This is a genomic window from Paenibacillus sp. Z3-2 (assembly GCF_054161325.1).
The window spans coordinates 6,316,532-6,329,247 of the sequence record NZ_CP096397.1 but is presented as its reverse complement, the minus strand read 5'-3'; the positions used below and the strand labels follow the sequence as shown (position 1 = coordinate 6,329,247).

Below are 12,716 nucleotides of genomic sequence, written 5' to 3'. Positions count from 1 at the left end.
TAGGTATAATTATGCTATCATTTTTAAGTGATTATATATGGTGGATTACAAATCCATAGAAGACGACGCAGGAGGTATTCTAATGATATATCGTCCATCCAATAAGGGAGATATCCCAAGGTTGCTCGAAATTCAGAAGGAGGTTTTTGAAGAAGATTTACAGAAGTATCAGGATTACGATACCAATCCTGCATGTGAAACGTGGGAAAAAATGGAGAAAAGTATAGAGATTGCGCATCATTTCACAATTTTCGATAGAGATGATAATATTCTTGGAGCCATTGACATTAGAGGGAATGATGAAAGAATGCATATAAATAAAATATTCATCAAAACAGAATGTCAAAATTCTGGTATGGGCACAAAAGCAATGGATTTTGTTCAAAAAGAATATACCGGTGCAAAATTATGGACTTTATATACTCCACATTTAAGCTATAGAAATCATTATTTTTATGAAAAAATGGGATTCTCTAAGATTAAAGAGGTTAAGGTTTCAGATAGACTAACACTCTTTAAATATGAAAAATATGTTCTGCAGACAGAAGTATGATTTACCTAAGAATTATACGAAAAAAACACTCTTAGAATGAGGGTAACGCCCTCTTTAAGAGTGTTTTTTTATAGTTCTTACAGTATCTAAATGTTCAAACAAGGTAGGACTCAATTACAAAGTTTATAGGTATCTAGAATCACATATTCGATTTATCTTATTGACCCATCATGCCGCCGTCTACGGTGTAGAGGGAAGCTGTTACATAGGATGCTTCTTCGGACAACAGGAAGTTCATCACGGCAGCGACTTCTTCCGGTTCGCCATAACGGCCCATTGGAATGCTGGACACAGTTGCTGATTGATAGTCTTCCACGTTACCGGAATTTGCTTCGATCTGACGCATCATGCGTGTGTTAATTGTACCTGGCAATACAGCGTTCACCCGAATATTATAAGGTGCGAGTTCATTCGCAGCGGTACGCGTGAGACCAACTACGGCATGTTTGGACATAATATATGGAGACACAGCAGGTGCACCCATCAGACCCGCGAGGGAAGAGGTATTGAGAATCGCACCGGATTTTTGTTTTTTCATGACCGGAATGACGTTCTGCAGACCCAGGAATACCCCGCGAATGTTGACGTTATAGACCGTATCCAGTGCTTCAACACTCAGGTCTTCGATCAGCCCTGTTGGGCCTTCAATCCCGGCATTGTTGGCAAAATAATCGATTCGGCCAAACGCATCCAGTGCTTTTTGCACATAGTTTTTCACGTCTGCTTCTTGGGATACGTTCGCTTTTACGGCGATTACATGCTCTTTGTCGAGGTCCAGATCGGTAATCGTCTGTTGAATGGCTTCTTCATTCAGGTCCACCAGAACCAGGTTGATTTTGCGCTCAGCGAGGCGGCGTGCCAATTCTTTACCAATGCCTCCGGCTGCTCCTGTGATAACGGCTGTATGTGTGTAAGATGTACTCATGAGTTAATCCGCTCCTTTTTCATTATTGGCAGGTATTTCTCAAAAAAAGTTTCAACCTGTCGTCTATCTTTCCTGTCTCAATGTTAAGATATACATAGCAGTGTGACAATAATCATTGACAGCGCATATGTCAGCTATCGGACAGAGATGTAAGCGGTGTTCATTTATATTACAATAATGAACAAAGGAGGCGGAAATGTTGATCATTGAACATCCTCAGGACCGGAGAGCACGAAGAACACAGGATGCCATCATCGCTGCGGCAGTTTCTTTGATATTAGAGAAGGGAGCTGACGCTTTAACCATTCGGGATATTACGGAGCGGGCGGATTATAACCGAGGAACCTTCTATTTACATTTTCCCGGCAAACCGGAGTTGTTGCAGTTCATACTGGATGATTTCATGCAGGGAGTGGGGCGAGCTTATGCAGAACCATACGCACAGCTCAAAGAAGTGGACATGACGGCATTGCTGCCATCCACGATGCCTGTATTCGAATATATTGAAGCCCATCAGGATATCTTTCGTGCATTAATAACGATGCATTCGGATATGGGTTCCAGGCTGTGCAATATGTTTAGAACGTATCTAACCGAAGATTTTGTATTGGTGACCGAGGATAGTGAGTGGACGATTAATTACGACATCATGTTAAGTTATCTGGTATCTGCTACGGTAGGCGTGATCATGCATTGGGCGGAGATTGGATTCAAATATTCTGCGCATTATATGGGAGAGCAGCTTACGGCACTGATTAACATCAAACCGACCCGTCTGCTGATTGAACCAGGGCAGAAGGGTCGGACTATTCATGAGCGTATGCTGTTGGATTAAGGGTCGAATGAGAGTTTTGTTCTATATAAATTGAACTAAAGAATATTTACACTGCACACTCCGATGACAGAACAACCTTCCGATCACTGTTATCCCCAGATTTTTTTGATTCCTTTTATAAAGGGTAAATCCGGGGATAAAGGCGAACGCTCCGCTTCTTCAGGTCCTTTCTGTCCTCTCCGTTTTGTGTAAATGTTTAGTTCAATTGATATAGATGAAGGAATTCAATTCGATTATCCGGTCATGGAGGCGTTCGCGGCCTGTTGCATCTGAAGCAGCTGTTCGCGGATCAGGACCGATTCTCCGACCATAATTAATGCGGGATTATTCACTTGATGTGACAGGGCGAGGGAATGGAGTTCGGCAAGTGTGCCGGTAATAATGCGTTCCTCCGAAGTAGTTCCCCGTTCGATTAAAGCCGCAGGGGTGTGTCCGCTTTTCCCAAAGTGAAGCAATTCATGTTGGATCTGGGGCAGTTGGCTAATACCCATGTAGATGACCAGTGTATCCACACTATGGGCGAGCAGGTCCCAGCGGACCGAAGATACACTTCCATCACTGCCGGTTCCCGTGACACATGCGAAGGATGAAGCAACCCCGCGATGGGTTAACGGAATAAGGGATGAAGCGGATGTACCTACAGCCGAAGTAATACCGGGAATGATTTCAAATGCAATCCCTGCTTCCGCCAGCACAAGCGCTTCTTCACCACCACGACCAAAGATAAACGGATCGCCACCCTTGAGTCGTACGACTTGTTTGCCTTCTGCTGCATGCGCAGCCAGCATCCGTCCAATCATCTCCTGACTCATGGAGTGAAGGCCTGGAGCCTTGCCGCAGTAGATGCGGAGTGCTCCTTCACGAGCCTCAGCGAGCAATTGGTCATTCACAAGCCGATCATACATAATGACATCTGCGGACTGAATACGTTTCAGGGCTTTTACCGTAATCAAGTCCGGATCTCCAGGACCAGCGCCAACAATACTAACCAGGCCCCGGCTCATGATCATGTCCCCAATTTGGATGCAGCATCAGAACTTGCCACTCCTGAACGACCACCCTGAATGGTTGCCAGTTTGGTCGATATCTTCACCGGATTTCCCCAGTGGTGTGCGGCATACAGACCGAGACCAGTAAATACGGCTCCGCCTATGAGATTGCCCACCAATACCGGAATCTGATTCCACAGCCACCAGTCAGCGATACTGACCTGTGCGCCGAGCATCATACCTGCCGGAATGACGAACATATTTACCACAGCGTGCTCAAATCCCTGAGCGAAAAATATCGTAATGGGCAGCCACATCGCTACGATTTTGCCCAGTGTGGAAGTGGACGTCATCGCCATGACAGCCCCGAGTGTGACCATCCAGTTACATAGAATGGCCTTGATGATGACCAGAACAATGCCTGCTCCACCCAAATGCTGATACCCCAGTGTCTTGGCTTCACTGGTCTGGATCAGCGTCTGAATCAGAGGGTTGCTCATATCCGTACCCATCTTCGTAATGGTCAGGCCGTATAAGAGAGCAAAGAATGCACATCCGATCAGATGACCGGTGATCACCCAGAAATAATTTCGGAGCATATCCATCCACGTAATTCTACGTTTCAACACTGCGAGTGGAAGCATCGCAAAGTTTCCTGTCACCAATTCAAGACCCAGCAGAATAATAATGACGAATCCAGCCGGGAATATCAGTGCACCTGCCAAACCAACGGAAGTTTGAGATACAGCGGTATATGCCAGTGTGGTTGCAAAGGCAAGGATAGCCCCCGCCAGAAAACCGCGGATCAGCATCTGTACCCGGTTCATTCTGGCCTTGCTTTCACCAGCTTCGACCATCGATTGCAGCACTTCTGCAGGTTTAACAAAATCCATAGCGCACGCCTCCTTGATGTCAGGGTATCTCTAGCATTTAGCCCGCAATCGTGATGTAAATTTCTCCGCTGTTGCCATCCACTTCTGTTTTGTAGGTATTCAAGCAGCCTTCATCCGGCTCATGTACCTTACCGTTACGCAGATCAATCTTCCAATCATGCAAAGGACAATGAACGGTTGTCCCGCATACCATGCCTTCCGACAGCTTGCCGCCCTTGTGAGGGCAGCGATTCTCGACGGCATGCAGACTTCCGTCGCTCAGTTTGAAGACTGCAATTTCGGTATCCTGTATCAGGAATGTCCGTGCTCCCTTTTCATCAATATCCGCAAGGTGTCCAATCCGGAATTTGTTCATTGCTGTTCCTCCTCTTCTAGTGAGTTACCGGCTCGGCACCGGACAGTGGGGTGAAGTTTTTACGCAATTTCTCGTCTTCAATGATTTCTTTCCAAGGATCAACCGTGTGACCCAGTGTAACTTCCAGACGTTCAACCAGAGCGAGACGTACATCCCGATCCGCCAATGCTTCCTTCACATGATCCAGACCTACCCGTTCAATCCATGCCGCTGTTCTCTCATTCCATTTTGCGTTCTCTCTATAGTATTGCAGGTAAGAGTAAGTCCACTCTTCCACTTCTGCATCGGTCTTCACCGTACATAGCAACTCGGCTGCACGAACCTTGACTCCAGCGTTACCACCAACATGAATCTCCCAAGCGCCATCAATTGCGACAACACCCAGATCCTTGATGGTCGCTTCAGCACAGTTCCGCGGACATCCAGAGACAGCGAGTTTCACTTTGGCTGGAGCCACCATCTTGTCGAGTTTTTTCTCCAGACGAATACCCATCTCAATGGAATCCTGTGTGCCGAATCGGCAGAACGTATTACCTACACAAGTCTTCACCGTACGCAGCGCCTTGCCATAACCGAAACCGGAAGGCATATCGAGCTCTTCCCAGATCTTCGGCAGGTTCTCCTTCTGAACACCAAGCAGATCGAGTCGTTGTCCACCCGTGAATTTCACCAAAGGCACATCGTATTTCTCTGCAACAGTCGCAATCTTGATCAATTCCGCCGGGGAAGTGACACCACCATAGATCCGTGGAATAACGGAGTAGGTACCGTCCTTCTGGATGTTTGCGTGATAACGTTCATTGGTGAATTTGGATACACGCTCGTCTGTGTATTCAGCCGGCCAGATCATACCGAGATAATAGTTGAGGGAAGGACGGCACTTGGAGCAGCCTTCCGGTTCATTCCAACCGAGAACATTCATGACTTCCTTCACGCTTTTGAGTCCCATCTCCTTGATCTGAGCAACAATCTCATCCCGATCATAGGATGTGCAGCCACAGATGCCTTCTTTGGTCTGTTCGCCTACATTATCACCTGCGTAATACGTGAGCAGATTTTCGATAATAGGTTTGCATCCGCCGCAAGAAGCGGAAGCTTTGGTACAGGACTTGATTGCACCGAGCGTATTACAGCCTTTATTCAGAACAGCATCCCCGATGGAAGCCTTGGTAACACCGTTACAACCACAGACGATCTCGTCATCCGGCATACTGGCCATTCGTTCTGCGACAGATGGGCCAGATCCGGAGCCACCGGAAGGTACGCCGAGCAAAATTTCTTTCTCGCGACCACTGATGTTCTCGCCACTCTTAATGAGGGAGAAGAGGGATGCGCCGTCTGTGGTATCTCCGAACAATACAGCCCCGATCAACTTTCCGTCTTTGATTACCATCTTTTTGTACACACCATCGACGTCATCCTGAATACGAATGCTGCGAGTGTCCGCAGCGTCTTTGAATTGTCCGGCAGAGAATACGTCAACACCGGATACTTTCAGCTTGGTAGAAGTGACTGAACCTTCGTATCCTTCGGTTGCCGCGCCAGCCAGGCGTTTCGCGAGCACCATACCTTGTTCATATAATGGAGCAACCAGTCCGTAAGCAATGCCACGGTGTTCTGCACATTCGCCGACGGCAGAGATGCCAGGGGTGCTGGTATGCATATAATCATCTACAATGACCCCGCGATTCACATCGAGGCCGGTATTGCGAGCCAGCTCAATCTGAGGGCGAATCCCGACAGCCATGACAACCAGATCTGCTTCAAGTACCGTTTGATCGGTGAAACGTATGGCTTTTACGCGATGTTTCCCCGTGATCTCTTCGGTATGTTTGTTCAAAAGGAACTTCATGCCCTGCTCTTCAAGCTCCCGCTGAAGCATTAGGCCTGCCGGCAAATCCAGATTCCGGTCCATCAGATGGCCGTTAATATGGATGACAGTGACGTCCATGCCCAGATTGAGCAACCCCCGCGCTGCTTCCAGTCCAAGCAATCCGCCTCCGATGACGGCAGCTTTACGATACTTTTGTGATGCTTCCATCATCGTTTCACAGTCTTTAATATCACGGAATCCGATAACGCCTTCCTTATTAGCGCCGGGAAGTGGCAGGATGAACGCCTGTGAACCCGTTGCCATAATCAGCTCATCGTAGGTTGCGCGTACACCATTCTGAGATACAACTTCCTTGCACTCGGCATCGATCTGAACGACTGGATCACCCGGGTATACCCGAATGCCGTTATCTTCGTACCAGCTCCACTCGTTGATTACGATATCTTCGATCGTTGTTCCGCCAGCCAATACAGAGGATAGCATGATACGGTTGTAGTTGGGATGCGGCTCTGCGCCGAAGACTGTAATTTCATAAGCATGCGGAGCAAGCTTAAGGATATGTTCAATTGTGCGGATTCCCGCCATGCCATTACCGACCAGCACCAGTTTTTTCGTTGTACTCATTATGATTAGCCCCCTTAGGTCCATTCTGCAAACTGCCTCAAAACCTTGTCTCTAAAATCGAAAAAGCCTGTTATGCCTCGGAGGACTACGCATATACATACGCATTCCTTGCTCCGAGATTGCAAAACAGGCTTCATTGCCGTTTCAACCAGCTACGCCGTTGTAACTGTGATCGATTCAAATATGGAGTTGTTATGGCTTAACTATAAAAGATCGATCTAACCATGTCAAGATAGTTAACATAAAAAAGTATTTGAAATTTAAAGTTAATTATGTTTACATGAGTTTATTGGAATATCAAATGGGACGACGACGTTTTATGGACATACCTTCATAAGATTGAAGGATTTAGATGAAATTAGCATACCGGATACGAATTAAACTGTAGAAAAGGTGCCATGGACACTATTTAACCCTTTTTTATTGCAGGATGGCGAGGCATGAAATGCTTATCAACATGTTGAATTCAGAACGTATAATCATGACTATTTGGTTTTTGTTAGGTAACATGACACATTTATTGCTTTTATGTATTAACGCCTTAAATGTTAGGGACTCTGACTATACGTAATAGGGAGGGATTGATCCATCATGCGATCTTTATTGGTCATCCGTGTACAACCAACGATAGCTGCCTCATCCGATGCAATCCCTCTGACACCGGAGAAGCTGCTGGGAGCAAACGGGTACCATGTACAGGTGGCAGGCAGCGAATCGGAAGTGCTGAAGCTGGCTCGTGAGGCGGAAGCATCCATTTTGCACCTATCCCTGACTGATGTGGAATACTGGGGGAATTGCCTGGGAAAGGGGAAGTCGGATACCCCGTTGCTCTGGTGGTGCGCGCCAGACACGGCCTCTTCTTCCGCAGAATCCTGCGAGGTCGAAACCTCACTTGATGGAATACTTACACCATCGATGACCGGACCGGAGATCCACTGGACCCTTCACTTTGCAGCCCGCCGCTACATGGAACGCAAGCAGTGGGAGCAGGAACGGAAGCAGCTGCAATCCAGACTGGAAGATCGGAAGTGGATTGATATGGCGAAGGCTATCCTTAGTGATCTGAAGCAGATCTCCGAGGCCGAAGCCTATGACCTGTTACGCAAGAAAGCGATGGATGAACGCAAACGGATGGTCGATGTGGCTACAGCGATTGTGAAGGCGCATCAACTGCTCCAGTCTTAATCGGAAGGAGGATTCTCCATGGATATGTCTCAGATACTCCGAGAGGTCGGACGTGGGAAACGAGGCTCGCGTGATCTGAATTATACAGAGGCACTGACCGTAGCAGAGAAAATCCTGAAACAGGAGGTTTCCCCTGCCCAGACGGCTGCATTTCTTATGGCTGAACGTATGAAAATGGAAAACGTCGAGGAACTGGAAGCCTTTGTTCATGCTTGTCGTAACAGTGCGGAACGTTTCTCCGTATTTCAGGACGGATTGGACTGTGCCGGTCCTTATGACGGACGGACAAAGTCATTCATGGCTACGTTTCCGGTTGCATTTGTACTCGCAGCGGCGGGGTTGCCGGTGACTTTACACGGGAGTGATCCTTTACCACCCAAATGGGGCGTTACGTTGTCGGTATTGTTGAAGGAAGCAGGAATAGATACAGGTAAGATGGATCGTGAAGATGCCCGGAGTGCTGCAATGCGTTCGGGTGTCATGTACGTGTCTTCCGAGGATTGGTGCGCGCCTCTTCGTAAGCTTCGTCCGTTACGGGAAGAGTTGGGCTTCCGCACGGTGTTTAATACGGCAGAGAAACTGATAGATTATAACCGTTCACCATACCTCGTGTTTGGTGTGTTTCATAATACCTTTCTGGATCGGATTGCGAAGCTGCTTACCCGCTTTGCCTACCGCCGTGCTTATGTGATACAGGGAATGGAAGGTTCTGAGGATCTGTACATCGATCGGCCAACCCGCGTATACGCAGTAGAAGACGGAGATATGAAGCTGGAACTGATTGACCCCGCAGCTTATGAACTGGATATGCCTGTGCCGGAACTGGTATGGACGGCTGCCAAACAGCTCGAAGTGGCAGAAAGTGTTTTAAGCGGAGAGGGTCATATTGCTTTTGTGAATCAGGTATTGTTAAATGGAGGCTTCCGCTTGTACACGGCCGGACGTGTCAATTCCATTGAAGAGGGCATATACACTTGTCAGGGGTTGCTGGAGAGTGGAGCAGCATATCGCCTCTACCAGCAGTGGTGTGTCTCCATGGGTGGCGAACTGCCGGATAGCAGACCAATGTCCATCTATCCGGCATCGTCCAGATAATGTATTGCTTGTGTTCAACCGTGTTCTTATTCCCAAGGATAAGTAACGGTCAGGAAGTCAGCGAATTTCTTGCTCTCTTCCCGCCGTTGTTTCCGCATGGCCGCCCGATCCGGAGCGGTCTCGTATAATTTCTTCTCTTCTTCCGTCTCCGGGATAATGCGAGGTACGATCAGTTTGCGATTATTTTCGTCCAGGGCCACAAAGGTCAGAAAAGCTGTCGCTGCAATTTTCTTCTCTCCGGTCTTCAGATCCTCACGAATCACCTTCACAAAAATCTCCATGGAACTTCGTCCTGTCCAGGACGCGAACGATTCCAGCGTAACGGAATCTGTCGGGTTAATCGGGTACAGGAAGTCGACAGAGTCGGTTGAAGCCGTTACGGTATTGACCCGGCACAGTTTGGAAGCAGCGATGGATGCGATATCATCGATGTAGGACATCAGCTTGCCGCCGAACAGTGTGTTATGATTGTTGACATCGGTTGGAAACACTCGTGCCGTCTTAAAACAACGCGTTTCGCGTACATACTTTTTCTCCACCTGATCCATCTCCGTAGGTTTCGGTATCTCTCTCATACTTTTTCCTCCTTACAGTATGGCTGCTGTGCATTTGATTTATATAAGTTCAACTAAAGATTATTTACACTGGCCACTCCGGTGACAGAATAACCCTCCGATCGCTGTTATCCCCAGATTTTTATGATTCCTTTTATAAAAGAAAAAATCCGGGGATAAAGGCGAACGCTTCGCTTCTCCGGGTTATTTCTGTCCCTCTACGTTCCGTGTAAATGTTTAGTTAACTTATAGTATCCTTAGTATAAGTGTCGGTCGAATTCGTCGTTCATTGAAGTCAGACTGCAAAAAAACCGCCAGGCGCGGACCGGCGCGCTGGCGGTTTACTGCTGTATATTAAGCCTTGGGTTTGAAGATGCCGGACGGTTTGCCAATCGGCAAGAACGTATAGCCAAAGTGAGCATTCAGTACCGAAGCACCTGTACCGTACAGGGACACAATTCCGATCGCCAGTTCAGCGTATGCTGCAATGGTGTGGAAAATGTGAGGAGCTACGCCGAAAGCATCAAAGGTCAAACCAAGGAACAGGAAGTCAATCAGAATGAAGATGATAAGCAATACTTTATTCGCTTCAATAGCACCGATCGTCATGAACAGGGTGAATACCAGGTATCCGGCAAAAGCAAATCCGAGCTGCTTGCCATCGGCTTGTTCAGCAAGCGTGGAGCCGAATACACCCATTTTGATCATCCAGTTGGCAGCCATGGCGAACCAGAAGAATGCGTACGCGCCGAAAGCCGTTGTACCAAAGGTGTTGTTGCGTTTGGAATCTTGAATGCAAGCGAATAACTGGGCACAAGCACCCAGGAAGATCGCCCAAGGAATAGCGTAGCTAAGTCCTTCTGTAATGCCAAGCTTCTGGGAAGAAGCGACCAGGGTTACAATAGCCAACCCAAATAATCCCATTGCGCTGGGATCGGCATTAACAATTTTGACTTTAGTCTGTGAATCAGTCTGCATGGTGATGATAAGCCTCCAATAATATCAAATCAGGATCATGGCCGTCGTTAGCCGTCCTCTAAATTACATCCTTTGTATCCGCCGGGTCCGGACACACACATCGCCCTATTGTACCTGAATGGCACCGTTATGGAAAGGGATTTTATTACCTTTTGCACCAATAGACGAATCATTGTAAGACTTATGTCAGGATTAGGAAACCAATTTTACATTTAAATATACACAATAACGACACATTCGATTCTGGAAGGCGGCAGTGAGGTCAATCCATAGAATCCAGCTCTTCGTTAACGGGTAAAAGGGCGTTGCATCAGTCTTTCGCGGATACACTCTTGTATGATAGAATAGTATTTATCAAAATTTGGAGAAGAATACAAAACATTCTTGTCCCCTATGCCATATGTTATTCAAATATAGATTGACAGGAAAAACTAAAATGGTTCACAGAATAAGGAGGTATCAGGGGTCATGGTTATGAGTTTGGATTTGAAAAATAAAATAGAGAAGGCCAGACATAACCTTCATATGCTGGTGGAGCATAACAAGGGTGGTCTTGGGCATCCCGATGTAATTCGGCAGTCTAAGGCATTGGACGAATTGATCAATGAGTACAACCGAATTAGCCGAAATCATCCACGGGGCTGAACCTGAAGGATTTTGATTTTATATACAGAAACGAATCACATAGATGAGTAACGCCTGATCGTATAATCGGGCATGGATATAGCCGGAATGGACAGCCTCAGTTAATGAGGTATACCTACCGGCGTAGTATTCATGTCCGTTTGTTTTTTGCATCGTATTCATCATCAATCTGCTTAATGCAGCAACCGTTTGGCTTCCAAATATAATACCTGTACGAACTTTTTCGTATTAATGCGGGTCTGGGACAGGGAAGGCTCCACATTGTTTTGCAACTCCAGCATTTTCTTGCGGATTTCGGTAAAATCGAAAAATTTGGATGCATAGTTCTCGAACTTGGGATGTGTATAATCCGTTAATCCCAGGGAGACCACATGGCTCAGGGTCTGGAAGATGGCTCTGCGGACACGTTGTTCTGACGCCTTAATCTCCTTGTTCACCTCAGCGAGTGGGGCATCGTATCCCAGCTTGCGAATGGCTACATTCTGGAAGATGTCTTTGAGGGAAGGGAACGTGTAGGGCGACAATTTATGTTCCTCTGTCTCCACCTGCTCCAGATATTCCAGCATGTCCAGCAGATCCCTGCTGCCAGCTTCTCCAATCATGCCCATCTCGGACAGCAAGAAATGTCCCGTTGTAGTAATTGTTTTATCTGGAACCGGAGTGGCAGTGCGCTCGGTAGAATGAAATCCGGACAATCCCTGCAATGTACGCTGAATATCTGCGATGGATTGCTGCATACGCAACCTCTCGCCCACCAGCCGCAGAACGGATAGAATCTCCAGCCGGTTAATCGGCTTCGTAATATAATATTCAATCCCTAGTGAATAGGCTTCTCCGATCATGTTTTTCGACTCGATCTGGGAGATCATGACGATCTTGCCCTCGAACCTTCCTTCAAGGGCACGCACGGTCTGAATCCCGTCCCGTTGTGGCATCAGCAGATCAATCAGCAGTACATCGACCTTATGCAACTCCAATATCTCCGCGTGAATCTGTGCTCCGTCCTCAGCTTCTCCGGCAATATCGCCAAGTCCTTCATCCTCAATAATATCCATCAGCATGGAACGAACGCCAGGATCATCATCCACAATAAAATAACGCATATCCGTCATCTCCTTTCTCTGCGAATGGTGTGATCGATAAATCTATGGTAAAGACGGTTAACTCCGTCGCGAACTCTCGTTCCAGTGTAATCGTTCCTTTCCTTCTTGCATAGAACCTGACATGTCAGGTTAAGTGACAAAGATTAGG

Annotated in this window: 13 protein-coding genes; 5 read left to right on the top strand and 8 right to left on the bottom strand. The window is 47.2% G+C overall.

From position 1 onward, the window contains the following. Positions 1 to 82 precede the first annotated feature (82 nt). On the top strand, positions 83 to 553 hold the full coding sequence (locus tag M1D71_RS28245) for a GNAT family N-acetyltransferase (RefSeq protein ID WP_458124570.1): 471 nt from the start codon (positions 83 to 85) through the stop codon (positions 551 to 553). Positions 554 to 710: 157 nt separating this feature from the next. Here the strand turns inward: M1D71_RS28245 and M1D71_RS28240 are convergent, their stop codons facing one another. Beyond that, a complete protein-coding gene (locus M1D71_RS28240; RefSeq protein ID WP_458124569.1) occupies positions 711 to 1,478 on the bottom strand; it encodes an SDR family NAD(P)-dependent oxidoreductase in 768 nt (255 codons plus the stop codon). 196 nt (positions 1,479 to 1,674) lie between these two features. Between M1D71_RS28240 and M1D71_RS28235 the strand changes: the two genes are divergently transcribed. After that, positions 1,675 to 2,313, top strand: coding sequence for a TetR/AcrR family transcriptional regulator (locus M1D71_RS28235; protein WP_336763007.1), 639 nt, complete (start codon positions 1,675 to 1,677; stop codon positions 2,311 to 2,313). A 233-nt stretch (positions 2,314 to 2,546) separates the two neighbouring features. Here the strand turns inward: M1D71_RS28235 and cobA are convergent, their stop codons facing one another. From cobA to nirB, 4 genes are read right to left on the bottom strand one after another with little or no spacing between them, the layout of a single operon-like run. After that, on the bottom strand, positions 2,547 to 3,317 hold the full coding sequence (gene cobA, locus M1D71_RS28230) for a uroporphyrinogen-III C-methyltransferase (RefSeq protein ID WP_458124568.1): 771 nt from the start codon (positions 3,315 to 3,317) through the stop codon (positions 2,547 to 2,549). A gap of 2 nt (positions 3,318 to 3,319) precedes the next feature. Then, positions 3,320 to 4,195 (bottom strand): formate/nitrite transporter family protein, encoded by an 876-nt coding sequence (locus tag M1D71_RS28225; RefSeq protein ID WP_458124567.1) that lies wholly within the window; start codon positions 4,193 to 4,195, stop codon positions 3,320 to 3,322. A gap of 37 nt (positions 4,196 to 4,232) precedes the next feature. Next, complete coding sequence (nirD, locus tag M1D71_RS28220; protein ID WP_076213936.1) at positions 4,233 to 4,550, bottom strand: nitrite reductase small subunit NirD; 318 nt, start codon at positions 4,548 to 4,550, stop codon at positions 4,233 to 4,235. 16 nt (positions 4,551 to 4,566) lie between these two features. After that, complete coding sequence (gene nirB / locus M1D71_RS28215) at positions 4,567 to 7,008, bottom strand: nitrite reductase large subunit NirB (RefSeq protein ID WP_458124566.1); 2,442 nt, start codon at positions 7,006 to 7,008, stop codon at positions 4,567 to 4,569. Between the two features lie 591 nt (positions 7,009 to 7,599). Here nirB and M1D71_RS28210 point away from each other — a divergent pair. Then, positions 7,600 to 8,193, top strand: coding sequence for an ANTAR domain-containing response regulator (locus M1D71_RS28210; RefSeq protein ID WP_458124565.1), 594 nt, complete (start codon positions 7,600 to 7,602; stop codon positions 8,191 to 8,193). 18 nt (positions 8,194 to 8,211) lie between these two features. Further along, positions 8,212 to 9,288 (top strand): anthranilate phosphoribosyltransferase, encoded by a 1,077-nt coding sequence (locus M1D71_RS28205; protein WP_458124564.1) that lies wholly within the window; start codon positions 8,212 to 8,214, stop codon positions 9,286 to 9,288. A gap of 26 nt (positions 9,289 to 9,314) precedes the next feature. On the opposite strand, the gene M1D71_RS28200 is transcribed toward M1D71_RS28205, so the two are convergent. Beyond that, entirely contained in the window at positions 9,315 to 9,827 is a 513-nt protein-coding gene (locus M1D71_RS28200) for an acyl-CoA thioesterase (RefSeq protein WP_026081401.1), read from the bottom strand. A 369-nt stretch (positions 9,828 to 10,196) separates the two neighbouring features. Next, on the bottom strand, positions 10,197 to 10,820 hold the full coding sequence (locus M1D71_RS28195; protein WP_458124563.1) for an acetate uptake transporter: 624 nt from the start codon (positions 10,818 to 10,820) through the stop codon (positions 10,197 to 10,199). 468 nt (positions 10,821 to 11,288) lie between these two features. On the opposite strand from M1D71_RS28195, the gene M1D71_RS28190 reads away from it, so the two are divergent. Next, positions 11,289 to 11,465, top strand: a complete 177-nt coding sequence (locus M1D71_RS28190) for an aspartyl-phosphate phosphatase Spo0E family protein (RefSeq protein ID WP_458124562.1) — start codon at positions 11,289 to 11,291, stop codon at positions 11,463 to 11,465. Between the two features lie 173 nt (positions 11,466 to 11,638). Here M1D71_RS28190 and M1D71_RS28185 read toward each other — a convergent pair whose 3' ends face one another. After that, positions 11,639 to 12,568, bottom strand: a complete 930-nt coding sequence (locus tag M1D71_RS28185) for a response regulator (protein ID WP_458124561.1) — start codon at positions 12,566 to 12,568, stop codon at positions 11,639 to 11,641. Positions 12,569 to 12,716 lie beyond the last annotated feature (148 nt).